This window comes from Paenibacillus caui (assembly GCF_019904135.1).
Taxonomy (GTDB): Bacteria; Bacillota; Bacilli; order Paenibacillales; family Paenibacillaceae; genus Fontibacillus; species Fontibacillus caui.
Genome location: NZ_JAIOGQ010000016.1, coordinates 60,842 through 78,320 on the forward strand (window position 1 = coordinate 60,842; position 17,479 = coordinate 78,320).

Sequence of the window (17,479 nt, forward strand, 5' to 3'; positions counted from 1 at the left end):
TATCATAAGCCGGAGCCGGGAGGTTACCGGGTGCTTACTCCAGCTTGAATCCGCGGCTTCGCAAATACTCGCGCATATGGGGCCGGGCAGGCTGTGTTAATTTATCGGCCATTAACCGGGTCCAGGGAGTATCCTTCGTGCCGTTTGTCCGCTCGGACAAATATTGAACCATCGTTTCGTCATATGGCTCAAGCTCCCGGTCCGCTGTGGCCGCATCAAAACGGTTCATGTGCAGCACTGCCCGTACCGGCAGGCGCGGACGGCTCATCGGCGACTGGTCCGGATAGCCCAGGCACATGCCGAATACCGGATAGACCAGATCGGGAAGCTCCAGCAGCTGCGAAACCTCGGCGATCCGGTTGCGGATGCCGCCGATATATACGATGCCGAGCCCGAGCGATTCCGCGGCGATCGCTGCGGTTTGGGCAGCCAGCGCTGTATCGACCGTTGCAATAATGAAGTTCTCTGCCGAGCCCTCGTAGGAAGCGAGCTCCGGCGTATAACGGGCTGCAGCGTCTTTCAACCGGTGCAAATCACCGCACCAGACAAGGAAGACGGGGCACTCCCGTACATAAGCCTGTCCGCCGCACATCTCCGCTAGAGCTGCCTTCCGCTCCGGATCGGTAACGGCAATTACGCTGTAAGCCTGAACGTGGCTTGAGCTTGAAGCCATTTGACCGGCCGAGACAATCTGTTCCAGCGTGGCCGTGTCGACCGGCCGGTCACTGAATTTGCGAATAGAACGATGATTCATGATCACGTTTAACGTTTCATTGGGGAATGTCATCTTTCGTATCAACTCCTTCACTTGTTTATTAAACAATAAGAAACAAAGCGAAAGCAAACGCGGCTTATTTGAAGCGGGATCGTGTCCCGTCCCGTCAAGCATTGGGAAGGCTTGGTCGTTTTCGCCGAATTTGCTTTTTTCTGGGAAAGGCGCTATAATGAGATTAATTCATTTCTGTTTTGAAGCGATATTCACATATTGAAAAGAGTGTCACTTTGAAGATGGAGCTTTTTTCAATGTGTGAATTTTTTTTTGCATCGTCAGATGAAATCTTAATCGCTCTCTTTGGGAGATGCTAAGGTTCACTGCGGGAAATTGAAAAGGAACATGTTAATTTACATTAGGAGGAACTTACCCATGGAAACTGGTACAGTGAAATGGTTTAACGCGGAAAAAGGCTTCGGTTTCATCGAAGTTGAAGGCGGAAGCGATGTATTCGTACATTTCAGCGCTATCACCGGCGAAGGCTTCAAAACGTTGGACGAAGGTCAACGCGTTCAATTCAACATCGTACAAGGCAACCGCGGCCCGCAAGCGGACAACGTTGTAAAACTGTAATGGTGTGCTTGGATTCTGCCCTTAACATGAAAGGTTAAGGGCAGTTTTCTTTTATTCTGAACTAGGAGGGATATCATGAATTACCGTAAAAAAACGTTCGAGGAAATACCCGAGGAGCCTACGCCCATTTGGTCATGCACCAATGAAAGCTGCAATGGCTGGATGCGGGATAACTTTACGTTTGACTACACTCCCGTTTGTCCTTTATGCTCCGCATCAATGGAAAAGGGAACCAAGGTGCTTCCCCTTCTGGTCAATAACAACACCGAAATGAAGGCCCTCAAAAAGGGTGTTTCCATTCAGCAGTCTTAAGTTTCTGCAGCTTTAACAACAACCGCAGGGGTCACGTATGATGTGGCTCACTGCGGTTTTTTTCATTTACACCCGTATTTATAAAAATTATCTTTGAAACAGTTCAATCCATTCCTTCTCAGGTCCATAAATGAAGAAGTATTTATATCCGTTCGGCAGAGTCGTAATCTCCTGATCAACAAATTCCACGTGATCTATAGATTTGAGACGGCTGAACTCCTGCTCAATGTCGTCCACAGTAATTGCGAAATGGTGGACTGTGGCTTCTGACGGAAGCTTGTCGCTATACCCCTGAATCAGCTCGATTTCGGTTTCGTCACTGCCGCCAAACCCGAGAAGAGCGAGCTCAAATACCCCGTTCGTATGCGTGAACCGTTCCTTCAATTCCAAGCCAAGCACTTCCGTATAAAACGTTAGGGTTGCTTCAAGATCGCGTACGACAACGCCGACGTGGTCAACTTTTTTAAATCCCATAACTAAACCGCGCTCCTTAAAATGAAATGTTGAATGAGTTGAAATGATCATAAAAACATATAAACTGATTTGTCAAGTAGGATTTATGAGTTTATCGATTTAAATTGTTAAAATTTTGTGTTGACAGACATATCCAAGGCTCCTAAAATGGTAATCAATTTCAAACTAACGTGCTTGGAATAATCGGTAATTATGAACGGGGGAGAAACATGAAAAAATGGTTTAGTGTTGTTTTGATTTTAGTATTTGTGCTGCTTTCTGCCTGCTCGAATGAGCAAGGAAGCCCCGCTGCATCGTCCGCAGCGAATCAGAGTGCTTCGAATTCCGGTACGGGTGCTTCAGCGGATGCATCCGCACAGCCAGCGTCCTCACCGGCGGAAACAGGACAATCCGGTACCGGTTCCAGTACAGAGCTGCCGGACAAGCTGAAGAACCCGGTTAAGATCGCGCTGGTTACCCGCATTACTTCGGGTTCGTTCTTCAATGCTTATAACAAAGGGGTTCAGAAGCAGGTAGACGCCTTCGGCGGCGAATTGAAAATTTATGATTCGGGCAACGATCTGTCCAAAATGGCTTCCAATATCGAAACGGCCATCAATGAGAAGGTCGACGCGATTCTGGTGAACAACGGTACGGCACAGGCGCTCGAGCCTGCCGTGAAAAAGGCTGTAGCTGCCGGAATTCCCGTGGTGGCCTATGATACGGATCTCAGCTTGCCCGGAGTGTCTTCCATCAACCAGGACGATTACCTGCTTGCCTGGCAGTCGCTGAAGAAAATGGCCGGCGATTTGAACGGGAAAGGCAACATTGCTGTGCTGTGGGTTGCGGGCTATCTGCCAATGGAGCGGAGACAGGTGATGATCGATGCATTCTACAAGCGGTATCCGGGAATCAAGGAGGTGGCGCGCTTTGGCAGCGTTACGTCCAATACATCGCTCGATACGCAGGCTCAGGTAGAGGCTTTGCTTAAGAAGTTCCCTAAAGAGGGAGAGCTTCAGGCGATCTACTCCAACTGGAACGAATTCACACGCGGGGCGCTTCAAGCCTTGAAGCAGGCCGGACGCACGGATATTAAGGTGTACGGAATCGACCTCACTGACGAGGAGCTTCCATTGCTTAAGGAAGCGAACAGCCCTTGGGTGGCGGCTTCCGCAACGAACCCGGGGAATGTAGGAGAAATCCAGGCAAGACTTGCTTACCAGAAAATAGCCGGCGAGAAGGTGCCGGAGGATGTATCTATTGAACCGCACCTGGTTGAGCGGGCCGCGCTTCCCAAAGAGAAAATTTCTTTTGCCGATCTGGGAAAATACGTACCGGGTTGGGGTGATTCCAACGAAGCCCGCTCTCCATGGATGACGGAGCTTGAGAAGGGTGCGAAAAAGTGATGCTGGAGCTGGGTGGCATCGGACAGGATTTCGGAGCCGGACCTGTGCTTCATAATGTGTCATTTACCGTTCGAAAAGGGGAGGTGCATGCCCTCCTCGGCATGAATGGAGCCGGGAAAAGCACGCTGCTTCATATCGCCGCCGGCGTTTTTTCGCCCAAGGAAGGGAACGTAGTCATTGACGGAAAGCCTGTCGTCTTCAAAAGTCCGGCAGACGCGGCAGCTCATGGGGTCGTCTTCCTGACACAGGAAGTGGACCGCGGGCTTGTACCGCAATTGTCCGTTCACGAAAATTTGACTGTCGCGCTGCTCAAGAAAGAGAAAGCGGTTCTGTTTCCCAAGAAAGCGAACCGGCTGCGGGCCCGTCAGCTTCTTGCCGAGTACGGACTTGAACTTGATGTCGACAAACCGGTCCGTCTGTTGTCCCTTTATGAGAAGCAGATGCTCTCCCTCATCCGGGCGGTCACGAATGAGGCCAAGTATCTGCTGCTGGACGAGCCTACGGCTTCCTTCGATCCGCGCGAAGCGGAGCGCTTCTACGCAACGGTGCGCAAGCTTCGGGAGCAAGGAATAGGGATCGTCTTTGTCTCCCATAAGCTGCACGAGGTGATGGCGCTGTCGGACCGGATCACCGTGCTGCGGGGCGGCTCTGCCGTTCTTGAGGAGGAGGCGTCCAAAGTAACCCTGGAGAACATAGTTGAGAAAATGACGAACGGCGAATCTGCCGTCATCCGGAAAGAGCGGAAGGACAAGGCGTTTGACGAAGTGCAATTTGCGGTGAACGGTCTTCGGCTTCATCGGGACGCGAAGCCTGTGTCACTGCGGATCGGGAAAGGCGAAATTGTTACGGTGTTCGGCCTGCTGGGCAGCGGCAAAACTTCGCTTGCCGAGACACTGTTCGGCTTGCGCCGCCCTTATCAGGCTCAGGTGAAAGGGACGACTCGGCGGATCGGAAGCTCGCTTCAGGCGGTGAAGGCGGGGCTAGCCTTTATTCCGGAGGAACGGGGCAGGCAGGGGATCTGGAAGAAGGAGGATATCCGGACTCATCTGGCGCTTTCTTTCCAAGGCTGGATTTCAAAACGCAAGGAGACGGATTACAGCCGGAATTTAATCTCTTCCTTCGCCATTCGACCCGAATCGCCGGAATACAAAGTCGGCAGACTGAGCGGCGGCAATCAGCAAAAGGTGGCGATCGCGAAGTGGTTTGCCCAGGGCAGGGAGCTGGCGCTATTTGATGAGCCGATGAAAGGCATCGATGTGGCTGCCAAAGAGACCATATTTCAAATGATTGAATCGCTCGCCGAGCAGGGAACCTCGGTGCTGTATTTGACGGCGGAGCCGGATGAGGCGCTGCGGATATCGGACCGGATAGTCATTTTGTCCGGCGGAGAGATCGTAGAGGAACGGGAAGCGCACGAGCTTACCCTGGAAGAGCTGCTGCTGGCAGCGGATAAGGAGGTTGAATTTGTTGGAAACGATTGAGATAGCGCGCCCCCTGAGGGGCGGAAAGCCGCTTGGCGCCTATTTGTTCCGCTATGGAGCCGTCATTACGGTAATCGGCGTTGTCGTATTTTTCTCCATTGTGAATGAGCACTTCTTGACTTACAACAACCTGAAGGATATTTTGAAGGCTATATCGGTGACGACTTTTCTTGCTCTCGGCGTAACGTTCAGTCTTGTTGTGGACGGATTTGATGTATCGGTCGGATCGACCACCAGCCTGGCCACGATTGCGGCGGCTTCGGCCTTGGTCCTTCATCGCCAGGAGCTGTTCGTGACGCTGCTTGTTCCGCTGCTATGCGGGGTGGCGGTAGGCTTGTTCAACGCCTTCCTGGTTGTGAAAGTCAAACTGCCGGACTTGCTCGCAACGCTGGCCGTGATGTACATTGTGAACGGCATTCAGCTGACATATACCAAAGGATACACCATTTACGAAGGAATGGCGCTGGATAACGGCGCGGCAACGGGGCGCTTCATTCCGTCTTTCCTGTTCATCGGCCAGGGAGAACTGCTCGGCATTCCGGTAGCGGTCATTCTGATGCTGCTGATCGTGCTCCTTGCGCACTTGTTTCTGGAAAGAACAACGATAGGGCGCCATATGTACATGGTCGGCGGCAATCCGGAGGCCGCCAATTTGTTCGGCATTCCGGTCAACCGTTACCGGGTGCTCGCATACGTACTCAGCGGACTCCTTGCAGCCGTCGGCGGAATCGTCCTGACGAGCCGGATCGGAACGGGCCAGGTATCGGCCGGAGCCCCGCTTCTAATGGACGCGGTAGCGGCGGCGTATATTGGCTACGCCTTGTTCGGCGAGAAGAAACCGAGCGTTATCGGTACGCTGCTGGGCTCCATACTCATCGGCGTGCTGTTGAACGGGCTTACGATGATGAACGTTCCGTATTTCGCCCAGGATATCGTGAAAGGGTCCATTCTGGTGCTGGCGCTCGCTTTTTCGTTCCTGCGCAGGGACAAGAAAGCGTAGAACCGGAAAACCGGGAGGCTTCGCCGTCTTTCGAAACGCCATAACAGCTTGACGTCAGGCGTATGGCCTGGTTCAGCGATGCCTTCGACCAGATTAGATAAAAATGAAAGAGGGCAGTCCCTGGCGGACTGCCTCAACAATAAAGCCGCTTTGCCGCCAAGGATGCTTGGACAGCGAAGCGGCTTATATTTTGCCCGCCGGCTGCTTATTCGAAGAATGGGCTTTACTCGGGGGTAGCCTGTTTTCCGGTAATCAGATGATATTCCTTCAGCATAAATAACCTCCAGCGGGTAATCATACCGAAGGCGAGCAGAAAGAACAGGCCGCCGGTTTGCGGAATGCTGACATATTCCTGGATGAACTCATGCAGGATTAGCCGTACAGCAAGCAGGCCGAGCAGAATAAAGGCAAATCCGGGAGACCGCTGGGCGAATACTTCGCCGCCTTTGACTTCGAATTTTGTGGTCCGGATCAGCGGATAAGAAAAGAACAGCCAGCCCGCAGCAAAAGCTGCCAGCCCCCACCAGAACGGAATATGCGTGGGAGGATATACAAACATCAGCGCACCTGTCGCCATGCCGATCGGCGGCATGACTATTTTTTTCACGGTAACAGGCCGGCTGCTGGCTTTAAGGCGTACAAAAATAACGGTTAACGCGAACGCCACGGTGCAGAGCGTAACCACTATTCTTAAGGTTGCGGGAGTCATCAGATTATTGACATCCACCTGGGGTCTTCCTCTCTATACATGGATTTCGAATGCAACCATTATAGCATATCCTGCCTTGGGACTTCCTGTTTCAGAATATAATATAATATGTAAAAGAGGCTTATTCAAAGAAATCCGGGGGGAACAGCGACCTTAAGGAACTATCCATCTTCGCAGTGACACATGATTCAATCATTTGTGCAGGCTTATATAGGTTCATAGGTTCGTCGCAGAACACAAGGAGAAGGGGTGCAGTACCATGGATTCGAATGTGAAAAATAGTCAGGATTGGTTATTCTACATAGGCTCTTACTCGCCGGCTGATAAGCCGGGCATTCATTTGGCCGGGGTAAACCCGGAGAGCGGAGAAATGAAACTAATCAGCAGTACGTCCGGAATCGAAAATCCGTCGTTTCTGGCTCTTCATCAGGACGGCCGGACGCTTTATGCCGTGACGGAAACTGACGAGGGCGAAGCGGTCAGCTACCGGATTTCTCCGGAGGGGCAGCTCAAGGAGTTAAGCCGGGAAAACACCGGCGGCGAGCATCCGTGCCACATCGCCTATTCGCCCGCAAATGTCCTGGTGACCGTCAACTATACGGGAGGGCAGGTGAGCAGTTATTTGCCGGACGCCGAAGGGGCAATCGGCAAAACCGCTTCGCGCATTCAGCATACCGGCAGCGGACCGAATCCAAGACGGCAGGAGAAGGCGCATCCCCATTCCGCTATACCGGATCGGCAAGGGAAATATGTGTACGTCTCGGATTTGGGGTTGGATCGGATCGTGATCTACCGGCTGGAGGAAGGGCGGCTTGTAATCCATAAGGAGGTTTCCCTTCCGCCCGGAGCGGGACCGCGCCATTTTGTCATTCATCCATCGGAAAAATGGGCCTACGGCATCAATGAGCTGAACAACACGGTTACGCTCTATGCCTATCATGGGCAGGAAGGCGATTTAACGCCTCTGCAGCATATTTCCGCGCTGCCGGAACACATTAACCGGGAATGCACGGCGGCAGACATTCACGTCTCTTTATGCGGGCGTTTTCTGTACGGATCGAACCGCGGATTTGACAGCATTGTACGCTTCAGAATCGATTCCGCCACGGGCGAGCTGTCCGAGCCGGAATGGTTTCGCAGCGGAGGAGCCGGACCGCGGAACTTTGCGCTTACTCCGAATGGCCTGCTGCTTGCCGCGAACCAGGACAGCGATGTGATCGTTTCGTTCTTCGTCGATCCGGAAACCGGAGCGCTAAGCGAAACCGGATTCACGCTGCCTGTACCCAAACCGGTCTGCATTGCGGGCTGGGAAGGCTTGCGTTAAACCCGAAGCCATAATAGAGCCGCTTCTGCCTGGCAGAGCGGCTTTTTGGTATTAGGTTCATAAACCATATAAAAAAATCATACATTTCAGATAGAAAAGGTTTGACACGAGACAAATACAACTATAAAATGTCAGATATAACATACTAAACAGGTAGGATTAATACAGGAAAGTTTTTCAATCAAGATGGAGGTAAGCATCTTGCCTGGCAGACACGGGCGCAGCCTGGTTTGACCCTGGAAGACGCGAACCTTCATCTCTTTTTTCAAAACCAATTTATTGCTTTAGAGGGGTGATACTGTGAAGAAAGGGTTAAGAAAGGGAATTCTGATTAGTCTGGTTTTTAGTTTGGCCGTGGCGGTTACGGCTTGCGGCTCCGGAGACAAAGAGGCGGGGTCAGACAGCAAGAAGATTGAACTGCTAAACGTTTCCTACGATCCGACAAGGGAATTATACGAGAATTACAATAAGGCATTTGCCGCTTACTGGAAGAACAAGACCGGTCAGGAAGTGACCATCAAGCAGTCCCATGGCGGCTCGGGCAAGCAAAGCCGTGCGGTGATTGACGGCCTGAATGCCGACGTAGTTACACTGGCTCTGGGCTATGATATTGACGCGATCCAAAAGGAAGGCCAGATCAATGAGGGCTGGCAGAGCAAATTTGAACATAACAGTTCGCCCTATACATCTACGATTGTACTGCTGGTCAGAAAGGGAAATCCGAAAGGCATTAAAGACTGGAATGACCTGATCAAGGACGGTGTAGAGGTCATTACCCCGAATCCGGAAACTTCTGGAGGCGCACGCTGGAATTATCTCGCCGCCTGGGATTACGCGCTGCATCAAAACAACGGCGACCAGGATAAAGCCAAGGAGTTTGTCAAGAAGCTGTTCGAGCATGTTCCCGTTCTGGATACCGGTGCCCGGGGAGCGACCACTACTTTTGTGGAGCGCGGAATCGGCGATGTTCTGATCGCGTGGGAGAATGAAGCGCTGCTGTCCCTCAAAGAGCTTGGACCGGATAAATTCGAAATCGTATATCCTTCGGAAAGCATTTTGGCTGAGCCTCCGGTAGCGGTCGTGGACAAAAATGTCGACAAGAAGGGTACCCGGGAGGCTGCAGAAGCTTACCTGCAATACCTGTATTCCGAAGAGGGGCAGACGATCGCAGCCGAGAACTTCTATCGCCCTACCCTCGAAAGCGTGAAAGAAAAGTACAAAGACGAGTTTCAAGATATCAAGCTGTACACGATAGACGATGAATTTGGCGGCTGGGCCAAAGCTCAGAAGGAACATTTCAGTGAAGGCGGAATCTTTGACCAGATCTACACGCCCGGCCAGTAAGTAAGGAGCCCGCTCCAAATTCTCAACCTCAACAGAAAGGGTGCCTAAGATGAAGACAGCAACAGCATCAAATAGGGGGGTACTGCCCGGCTTTGGGTTAACGCTGGGCTACACGATACTCTATTTGAGCCTCGTCGTACTTATTCCACTATCAGCTCTGTTATTCAATTCAACGGGCCTGACCTGGGAGAAATTTTGGGGCGTGGCTACCGACCCGAGGGTTATCGCTTCCTACAGGGTCAGCTTTTTAACCGCAGCCGCGGCAGCGCTGGTTGATACCGTACTCGGATTGCTGCTGGCTTGGGTGCTGGTCCGGTATACATTTCCCGGCAAAAGCATATTCGACGCGCTGGTGGATCTTCCGTTCGCCCTGCCGACGGCAGTTGCCGGAGTTTCCCTGACGGCGATTTATGCGAATAACGGCTGGATCGGCTCTTTGCTCGAGCCGCTCGGCATCAAGGTGGCTTTTACGCCGCTCGGCATCATTATCGCCTTGATGTTTATCGGGATTCCGTTTGTAGTCAGAACGGTTCAACCGGTGCTTCAGGAGCTGGAAGCGGATGTGGAGGAGGCTGCGGCAACGCTCGGTTCCAGCCGTCTGCGGACGTTTGGCTCCGTCATTCTTCCGCAGTTGGCTCCCCCGCTCCTGACCGGCTTCGCTCTGGCATTTGCCCGGGGGATCGGCGAATACGGGTCCGTCGTATTCATATCCGGCAACATGCCCATGAAGACGGAAATCGCTCCGCTTCTGATTATGTCCAAGCTGGAAAGGTTCGATTATGCGGGAGCTACGGCAGTCGCGATCATTCTGCTGCTCATTTCCTTCCTGCTGCTGCTGGCGACAAACCTGCTGCAGCGCTGGATGCGCAAAAGCGCACGCTAGTATGCTTACAGGCAAGGTTGCATGAGATGGTTAAACTGCTAAGCTTATGCTTTCGAAGCCAGTTTTGATGAAGTTAGAACGAAGTTAGAACAAGGAAGCTGATGCTATACAAAACTTTTAGGAGGTAATCATTGATGGCAGGCACTGTTCCGGCTGTTCAGGCCAAAGCCCGGCAGGTTTCCCGCAATCAGGCGCTGTCCGAGTCCACCTGGGTGAAATGGACCCTGATCACCCTTGCCGGACTGGTTATGCTATGGCTGGTAGTTCTTCCGTTGCTGGTTGTTATAGCCGAAGCGTTTAAGAAAGGCTGGGAGGTCTACGCTGCAAGCATCACCGATCCGGATGCATTATCGGCCCTGCGCCTTACTCTGCTGGTGGCTTTCATAACCGTACCTCTGAACACCTTGTTCGGCATTGCCGCCGCCTGGGCGATCACCAAGTTCAGATTCCGCGGCAAGCAGCTGCTCGTTACGCTGATTGATCTGCCTTTTTCCGTATCACCGGTGATCGGCGGCTTGATGTACGTGCTCGTTTACGGCAAAAGAGGGTGGTTCGGCACCTGGCTTGATGACCATAATATTCAAATTGTGTTCGCCCTGCCCGGCATTATTCTGGCCACGCTGTTTATAACTTTTCCGTTTGTGGCCCGTGAGCTCATTCCGCTGATGGAAGACCAGGGACAGCAGGAGGAAGAGGCTGCGGTGACGCTTGGCGCCAAAGGCTGGAAGGTATTCTGGCACATTACGCTGCCGAATATCAAGTGGGGTTTGCTCTATGGCATTATTCTCTGCAATGCGAGAGCGATGGGAGAATTCGGGGCGGTGTCGGTTGTCTCCGGACATATCCGCGGCGAAACGAACACGCTGCCGCTGCATGTTGAAATCTTGTACAACGAGTATCAGTTTTCCGCGTCATTTGCGGTGGCGTCCCTGCTGCTTCTGCTTGCGCTCGTCACCCTTGTGCTGAAGGCGTGGTTCACCCGAAAGCATGCCCATTAATTTCGTCCAAATTATGAAAAACGGATTCGGCAAGCCGCTCCATCCCGGGCGGGCTGCTGAATCCGTTTTTTTGGCTGTGCGAGGGAGCTCCCCTTCTCCTTCGGCCCGTCTCCCGCGCATCAAGGAGTTGGCTTCGAAGGAGGGGGCTCCTCCGCAGAAGCGGGAGCTTCCTCTGACCCTGCCGGGTCATAATGGCCGGGGAAGGGCCGCGCTTTGCGCGGCTTGCCGTCGGTCCAGCGAAATCCGAGCAAGAACAGCAGCAGCTGTGCGGCGAGCGTATAAGGCGCGGCTTCCGCGCCGGCGAGATGGACCAGGAACAGGGCGGCGATTACAGCCGCCAGCCCGCGGAGCAGGCCGCTGCCCGGGGCCGGCCTGCGGTTTACCAGGAGGGCCTGTCCGAACATAAGAAGCGAGAACAGGCCCGAAACAAAGCGAGCCAGCGTGCAGGCGAGGTCCCATCCGTAGCCGGCGCTGGCTGGCGCCGGCAGCTCGTACAGCGCCTGCGCCAGCCAGGCGCAGAGCAGGATTCCTGCCGTGAGGAAGGCGAACGGCAGGGCGGGGCGAAGCTGCCGCCAGAGCGTGCGGCCCCAGCCGGGCTGCTCGCAGGCGTTCAGCAGCTTCAGGTGCTCGGCCGCAAGGCGCGAAGCTTCGCGGCTTAAGGTCCGGCGCAGCAGCGCAAGGCGTGCGGCGTCGAAATCCTGCAAGTAGGCGCCGATTTGGGAACGCAAATCGGGCGTTATGTAAGGGGCTGCAAGACAGGACAGAAGACTGCCTGTCCGTTCATCCTCCGGCAGCGGTTCATTCTGCATGCCTTCATCATCCGAGGGCAGAATCCGCAGCGCATGTTCCGCAGCTCCGTACAGACGCAAGCTTTCCAGCAGCCTTGCCGCCCTGGCCTCGTCCGCCTTCCTCCATGAACGCTGTGAAGCCAAGTACAGCCACGCGAACAGCACAGCGGCCGTAAGCGCCGCAGCGGCCCGCAGCGGATAATGATCCATCCAACTAAGCCAATCCGTAAGGAACACCAAGCTCACTCCTCTTGATTTTACTTCTTCCACTATTGCACACAAGAGGATATAAATTCAAGCAGCGGCAGGCCTAACTTGGGTAAATACAGCAGCCAATTAAGCCGATAAGTACATAATGTCCAAAAAGGAGAAGGTGACTCGTCTGGTCCAGATATAAAACCCTTAACCTGGTCTTGCTTTCTCCAAATTTGATGGCATTAGAAAACACCGAAGTATTGAATTTGGGTACTTCCACTATCACATAGAAAGAATAACGCATCGAATCAATTGACTCGATGCGTTAATTTTTATAATTTTTTATAGGTTTCATCATCGACAGGTTCTAACCAATCCGTTTCTCCCGGCGTAATTGCTAAGTGCACAAACCAACTGTTTTTTGTAGCGCCATGCCAATGTTTTACATGCGGAGGAATATTCACCACATCCCCCTTTTTGAGAAGTTGAGCTGGTTTTCCTTCTTCTTGATACCAACCCTCACCCCCTGTAACTAATAAAACTTGTCCAATTTTATGAGAGTGCCAGTTATTTCGAGCTCCTGGAGCAAAGGTTACATTCCCGATGGGTGCATTGAGGGGTGTCGCATCGGTAAACACCATTTGTAAGTAAGCATCCCCGATAAAGTTTGCTTCAACTTTTTGTCCCAATGGAAAGATTGTGCTATTGCTTAATTCTTCATATGCCATATTTTAATTCCTGCTTTCTTTTAATTTTTATAGATTTCTTTGGCAATGTTAAATGCTGACCAAGCTTTGGGCCATCCTGCATAGAACGAAAGATGAGTAATGATTTCGGCAATTTCATCTTTTGTTATTCCGTTTGCCTTCGCTTTTTGAAGATGTGGTGTTAATTGCTCAAAGTTTCCTCCAGCGATTAATGCAGAAACTGTGATCATACTGCGATCGCGAGGAGATAATTCTTTCTCTCTTGACCAAACTTCACCGAATAAGACATCATCGTTAAGTTCAGCAAATTTTGGCGCGAATTCTCCTAGTAAATCTCGTCCCGCTGTTTGTTTTTCTGCCATATAAGTCCTTTCCTCCATCCTATTTTTCTTTTGTTCGCGATTAAGTATAGGCCTTAAAGTAAACTTTAACGCAAGAAATAAAACATCGAATAAAGTTACAACTTGGGAATGGTGTTGCCTTGACTTAAAGTTAACTTTAAGTTGTAAAGTCTAGCTGTATTAATAATCAGGGAGGAAATGACCATGGCAAATATTGAAGGGAAAGTTGTCATTATTATGGGTGCATCAAGTGGGATTGGCGAAGCAACTGCCAAGAAACTTGCACAAGATGGAGCAAAATTAGTAATTGCTGCTCGTCGTGAAGATCGCTTGAAAGCTCTTGTTGAATCATTACCCAATGCTGAAATTTCATACGCTGTTGCAGATGTATCGAACAAAGAGGAAGTTCAAGCAGTGATAGATCTGGCAGTCGAACAATATGGCCGTGTAGATGTACTCTACAATAATGCAGGAGTCATGCCAACTGCCCCCCTTTCAGAAACACGCTTCCCTGAAACACAAGAATGGTTGAAAAATAATCAAAGTACAGAAGGTTTCGGGTTAAAATCAAGCGATATCGCAGATGCAGTAGCATATGCAATTAGCACGCCTGAAACTGTTGCGGTAAGTGAAATCATGATTCGTCCAACGAAACAAGTCATCTAGTCATTTGTTGGTGTACTATTAGCTACCAAGAAAAGGGCCAAATAGAATTCTTTCATCAATGTCACATGATGGGAAACTCTATTTGGTTTTTTATTAGTCTTCGCTTAAAGTTCACTTTAAGTGTATCTTATGAGTAGAGAAGCAAAAAATCATAAACCGAGGTGGAGACAATGACTTATTCAATTGGAGAATTCGGAAAAATTGTCGGTGTACCATCGAGTACGCTCAGATTCTATGAAGCGGAAGGTTTGCTTACTCCTTATCGAAATGAAAATAATGTTCGCGAATATACGGAACGCGATATTGGATTGGTTCAATTTTTGCTCCATTTGAAAAATTCAGGAATGTCAATGACAGAACTAAAACGATATACCGAGTGGCGTGCAATGGGGGATAAAACGATTCCTGAAAGGCTTGATTTACTTGAAGAGCGCAAACGTCTCGTGGAACTGGAGATTCAAGCGTTAGAGCAAAACCTGGATATCTTGAATCGTAAGATTGTATTCTATGAAGATCAGTTAAAGGGGAAGCAATACGAATTTGTCCTTTATCCAAAAGAAAAAGAAAAAGAAGAAAAAGCGAAGTCATAATAAGGGTTGAGGCTGATGTCAGTCGGTATTTACCGATTGTCTGTCGGTGCAGACCAACTTTTATCCAGCAGGGGCCGTGTTTGAAAAGCACACTTGGGTGATAATGATAAATAGACAAATCTTGCCGTGCAACATACATGGGTTAAAATGGATGATAAGGAAAGAAGGATGCGTATATGAAAATAGTATTATACGGGGCAACCGGCACGATTGGCCGCCGGATTTTGGAGGAAGCTCTGCGCCGGGAACACGAGGTGACGACTGTCGTACGCGATCGCTCCCGGCTTCACGATTTGGATTCGGAGCAGCGTCTGCATATTGTGACCGGCGACATCCTTGAGCCGGATTCGGTGACCGAAACAGCTTCGGGCCACGAAGTTGTCGTCAGCGCGTTCGGCCCGAAGTTTGGTTCAGAGGATGAACTGTCCGAAGCCGCGCGTGCGCTGGTAGAGGGGGTAAGGCGCTCCGGGGCCAGTCGTCTCATTGTCGTTGGGGGAGCCGGAACACTGGAGGCCTCCCCGGGCGTCGTCCTGATGGACACGCCGGAATTCCCGGAGGAGCTTAGGCCGCTGGCCCGGGCGCATGCCGAGGCCTATAATATTTTTCGCAAATCGGATGTAGATTGGACCTACTTCAGTCCGCCGGCTGTGATCGAGCCGGGAGAGCGGACCGGGAGCTTCCGGATCGGAACGACACGGCTCATTGTGGATGAACTGGACAACAGCCGCATTTCGGCCGAGGATTATGCCGTGGCTTTGCTGGACGAGATCGAGGACCCGCAATTTTTGCGGGAGCGGTTTACAGCAGCTTACTAAGGGGAGTACAGGAGAACAAGGGGGAGAACGTCTGTCATGCGGATCGTGAACAAGGAGCAGATGCGCGCGCTCGACAAGGAAACGATAGAGGGCCTCGGCATTCCCGCGCTGGTGCTGATGGAAAATGCGGGACGGGCTGTGGCGGAGGAAGTAGCAAGCTGGTGCGAGAGACATGCTGAACTCTCTAGGGGTAACTTGGAGGCAACTGGAATAGAAGGGAAAGCAGGCCGCAGAGCTGTACAGCTTCAGCCGGCTTCTCACGGTACGGGACCAGGGCCAAGCCTTTTTCATGAAAAAGACAAGGCCCGTTTTGCCGCAGCCGAACGATGGCTGATTCTGGTCGGCAAAGGCAACAATGGGGGCGACGGCATCGTTTGCGCCCGTCATTTGCTGGGTGCTGGGATTCCGGCGACGCTTCTGTATGCGGATTCTCCCGATTCGCTCTCGGGGGAAGCGGAGGTGCAGCGCGGCATCGCGGAAAGGCTGAAAATTCCCTTTGAGGTGTATCAGCCGGGTGAAACCCGGTTCGATGCCTATACCGGCATTGTCGACGCGCTGCTGGGCACGGGCAGCAAGGGAGCCCCTCGCGGGTCCTATGCCGATTTGATTGGCGAAGCCAACGGCAGCGGGCTGCCGATTATAGCGGTGGACATTCCGAGCGGGGCGGACAGCGACACGGGCGAAATCCCGGGCGCCTGCATCCGGGCATCCCTGACGGTATCCCTCGCTTATCTTAAGGCAGGCTTAACGCAGTATCCGGCGGCTTCGGCAGCGGGAGAAGTCGTTGTCCGCCACATTGGCATTCCGGACACGCTTGCGGAGCAGGCCGGCTATAACTGCTTTCTGCTGACGGAGGAATCGCTGCGCAGCGCGCTGGGCGCAGACCCCGCCGCTCCGCGGCAGCCCGACGCGCACAAGGGTACCTACGGCCATGTGCTGCTGGCCGGAGGCAGCCTGGCCATGACCGGGGCTTGCCTGCTCGCGGGGCGGGCCGCACTCCGCGCCGGCTGCGGCCTGGCGACATGGGCGCTGCCGCCCGGCGTCCTGCCGCATGTGTGCGGCGCTGTGCCGGAGCTGATGCTCGCCCCGGCCGGCCCAAGCGGCGCGGCGGGCTGGTCCGAGGCAGCCGCCGCGGATGTGCTGCGGCTGCTGAGCGCGCGCGACGTGCTCGCCGCCGGGCCGGGGCTCGGCCGCTTCGACGGCGAGGCCGCCTGGCTGCGCGCCCTCTGGGAAGGCGCGCGGACGCCGCTCGTCCTTGATGCGGACGCGCTGAACATTCTCGCCGCGGCCGGCGGCCTTGGCGCCTGGCCGCGGCGGACAGCGGCGGACACGGTGCTGACGCCGCATCCCGGCGAGATGGCGCGCCTGGCCGGCGTCACCACGGCCGAGGTGCAGCGCGACCGCCTCGGCCTCGCCCGCCGCTTTGCGGAGGAGCACGGTGTGACGCTCGTGCTCAAGGGGGCCCGCACCGTCGTTGCGGTGCCGGACGGCCGCGTCTTTGTGAACGCGACCGGCAATCCCGGCATGGCGACCGGCGGCTCGGGCGATGTGCTCACAGGCATCATCGCCAGCCTGCTCGCCCAAGGGTACGACGCCGTCGCGGCCGCAGCGCTCGGCGTCTACCTGCACGGCGCCGCCGGCGACAAGGCAGCGGCCCGGCGGGGCCATGCCGCTTCCGTGCTGGCCGGCGACCTGATTGAAGCGCTTTAGCATTTGGCTTCCGTGCTGGCCTCGCCTCTTGCCCAAGCGCTGCCTGCAGGAATAAAAGCTGCGTAAATGGGCCAACTTGGAAATAAGGAGCTTAAAGGAATCAGAGCGAACTTGATCAGTCCTTCCTATCATGGATAATGGTTCCCGGCCGCCGGAGAAGCCTTCTTGAACCGGGGGCGAATGTTTCCCATTGACGGACGGACCGATTCGCGTTAAATTAGGCTTAATAACGAAATGAAGTTATACGGGTTAACATGCAATCAGCTGCGACCAAGCTATGAGCTTTAAATACGGCCGTTCAGAGAATAAGCCAGGCAACACGCTGAGAGGCTTTACGGTACGCTTAAATGCTCCCTACTTGCGAGCTGTACCGGCGGGAATTTGCCGTCAGGTACCGGGTTCATCTCCGTTA

19 protein-coding genes are annotated in these 17,479 nt (G+C 53.1%); 13 read left to right on the forward strand and 6 right to left on the reverse strand.

Annotation, left to right across the window (positions count from 1 at the left end; translation table 11 throughout):
* Positions 1 to 34 precede the first annotated feature (34 nt).
* On the reverse strand, positions 35 to 787 hold the full coding sequence (gene nfsA / locus K7397_RS11280; RefSeq protein WP_223068061.1) for an oxygen-insensitive NADPH nitroreductase: 753 nt from the start codon (positions 785 to 787) through the stop codon (positions 35 to 37).
* Positions 788 to 1,144: 357 nt separating this feature from the next.
* On the opposite strand from nfsA, the gene K7397_RS11285 reads away from it, so the two are divergent.
* Together K7397_RS11285 and K7397_RS11290 are read left to right on the forward strand one after the other, a co-directional pair.
* Positions 1,145 to 1,345 (forward strand): cold-shock protein, encoded by a 201-nt coding sequence (locus K7397_RS11285; RefSeq protein WP_223068062.1) that lies wholly within the window; start codon positions 1,145 to 1,147, stop codon positions 1,343 to 1,345.
* Positions 1,346 to 1,420: 75 nt separating this feature from the next.
* On the forward strand, positions 1,421 to 1,657 hold the full coding sequence (locus K7397_RS11290) for a cold-shock protein (protein ID WP_223068063.1): 237 nt from the start codon (positions 1,421 to 1,423) through the stop codon (positions 1,655 to 1,657).
* Positions 1,658 to 1,744: 87 nt separating this feature from the next.
* Here the strand turns inward: K7397_RS11290 and K7397_RS11295 are convergent, their stop codons facing one another.
* Complete coding sequence (locus K7397_RS11295) at positions 1,745 to 2,131, reverse strand: VOC family protein (protein ID WP_223068064.1); 387 nt, start codon at positions 2,129 to 2,131, stop codon at positions 1,745 to 1,747.
* 209 nt (positions 2,132 to 2,340) lie between these two features.
* Between K7397_RS11295 and K7397_RS11300 the strand changes: the two genes are divergently transcribed.
* From K7397_RS11300 to K7397_RS11310, 3 genes are read left to right on the forward strand one after another with little or no spacing between them, the layout of a single operon-like run.
* Positions 2,341 to 3,516, forward strand: coding sequence for a sugar ABC transporter substrate-binding protein (locus K7397_RS11300; RefSeq protein WP_223068065.1), 1,176 nt, complete (start codon positions 2,341 to 2,343; stop codon positions 3,514 to 3,516).
* Positions 3,516 to 4,997, forward strand: a complete 1,482-nt coding sequence (locus K7397_RS11305) for a sugar ABC transporter ATP-binding protein (protein ID WP_237690861.1) — start codon at positions 3,516 to 3,518, stop codon at positions 4,995 to 4,997. The genes K7397_RS11300 and K7397_RS11305 overlap by 1 nt, the downstream gene beginning before the upstream one ends.
* A gap of 13 nt (positions 4,998 to 5,010) precedes the next feature.
* Positions 5,011 to 5,997, forward strand: coding sequence for an ABC transporter permease (locus K7397_RS11310; protein ID WP_237690862.1), 987 nt, complete (start codon positions 5,011 to 5,013; stop codon positions 5,995 to 5,997).
* A 223-nt stretch (positions 5,998 to 6,220) separates the two neighbouring features.
* Here K7397_RS11310 and K7397_RS11315 read toward each other — a convergent pair whose 3' ends face one another.
* Positions 6,221 to 6,706, reverse strand: a complete 486-nt coding sequence (locus tag K7397_RS11315) for a CcdC family protein (protein ID WP_223068117.1) — start codon at positions 6,704 to 6,706, stop codon at positions 6,221 to 6,223.
* 259 nt (positions 6,707 to 6,965) lie between these two features.
* Between K7397_RS11315 and K7397_RS11320 the strand changes: the two genes are divergently transcribed.
* The 4 genes from K7397_RS11320 (at position 6,966) to cysW (ending at position 11,255) form a co-directional block, all read left to right on the forward strand.
* Entirely contained in the window at positions 6,966 to 8,030 is a 1,065-nt protein-coding gene (locus tag K7397_RS11320; protein ID WP_223068067.1) for a lactonase family protein, read from the forward strand.
* Positions 8,031 to 8,330: 300 nt separating this feature from the next.
* Positions 8,331 to 9,374, forward strand: coding sequence for a sulfate ABC transporter substrate-binding protein (locus tag K7397_RS11325; RefSeq protein WP_223068068.1), 1,044 nt, complete (start codon positions 8,331 to 8,333; stop codon positions 9,372 to 9,374).
* Positions 9,375 to 9,423: 49 nt separating this feature from the next.
* Complete coding sequence (cysT, locus tag K7397_RS11330; RefSeq protein ID WP_223068069.1) at positions 9,424 to 10,257, forward strand: sulfate ABC transporter permease subunit CysT; 834 nt, start codon at positions 9,424 to 9,426, stop codon at positions 10,255 to 10,257.
* Between the two features lie 134 nt (positions 10,258 to 10,391).
* Entirely contained in the window at positions 10,392 to 11,255 is an 864-nt protein-coding gene (cysW, locus tag K7397_RS11335; RefSeq protein WP_223068070.1) for a sulfate ABC transporter permease subunit CysW, read from the forward strand.
* A gap of 119 nt (positions 11,256 to 11,374) precedes the next feature.
* Here cysW and K7397_RS11340 read toward each other — a convergent pair whose 3' ends face one another.
* The 3 genes from K7397_RS11340 to K7397_RS11350 form a co-directional block, all read right to left on the reverse strand.
* Positions 11,375 to 12,280 carry a hypothetical protein gene (locus K7397_RS11340; RefSeq protein ID WP_223068071.1) on the reverse strand — a complete coding sequence of 302 codons (906 nt, stop codon included), beginning with the start codon at positions 12,278 to 12,280 and terminating at the stop codon, positions 11,375 to 11,377.
* 290 nt (positions 12,281 to 12,570) lie between these two features.
* Positions 12,571 to 12,966 (reverse strand): cupin domain-containing protein, encoded by a 396-nt coding sequence (locus K7397_RS11345; RefSeq protein WP_223068072.1) that lies wholly within the window; start codon positions 12,964 to 12,966, stop codon positions 12,571 to 12,573.
* Between the two features lie 20 nt (positions 12,967 to 12,986).
* The gene (locus K7397_RS11350) at positions 12,987 to 13,307 is read right to left on the reverse strand and encodes a carboxymuconolactone decarboxylase family protein (RefSeq protein WP_223068073.1); all 321 of its coding nucleotides are present in this window, start codon (positions 13,305 to 13,307) and stop codon (positions 12,987 to 12,989) included.
* 183 nt (positions 13,308 to 13,490) lie between these two features.
* Here K7397_RS11350 and K7397_RS11355 point away from each other — a divergent pair, with 183 nt between their 5' ends.
* From K7397_RS11355 to K7397_RS11370, 4 genes are all read left to right on the forward strand, one after another.
* Positions 13,491 to 13,952 (forward strand): SDR family oxidoreductase, encoded by a 462-nt coding sequence (locus tag K7397_RS11355; protein WP_223068074.1) that lies wholly within the window; start codon positions 13,491 to 13,493, stop codon positions 13,950 to 13,952.
* A 170-nt stretch (positions 13,953 to 14,122) separates the two neighbouring features.
* Entirely contained in the window at positions 14,123 to 14,542 is a 420-nt protein-coding gene (locus K7397_RS11360; protein WP_223068075.1) for a MerR family transcriptional regulator, read from the forward strand.
* A gap of 176 nt (positions 14,543 to 14,718) precedes the next feature.
* Complete coding sequence (locus K7397_RS11365; RefSeq protein ID WP_223068076.1) at positions 14,719 to 15,357, forward strand: NAD(P)-dependent oxidoreductase; 639 nt, start codon at positions 14,719 to 14,721, stop codon at positions 15,355 to 15,357.
* Between the two features lie 36 nt (positions 15,358 to 15,393).
* Positions 15,394 to 17,067 carry an NAD(P)H-hydrate dehydratase gene (locus K7397_RS11370; RefSeq protein WP_223068077.1) on the forward strand — a complete coding sequence of 558 codons (1,674 nt, stop codon included), beginning with the start codon at positions 15,394 to 15,396 and terminating at the stop codon, positions 17,065 to 17,067.
* The last annotated feature ends 412 nt before the right edge of the window (positions 17,068 to 17,479 follow it).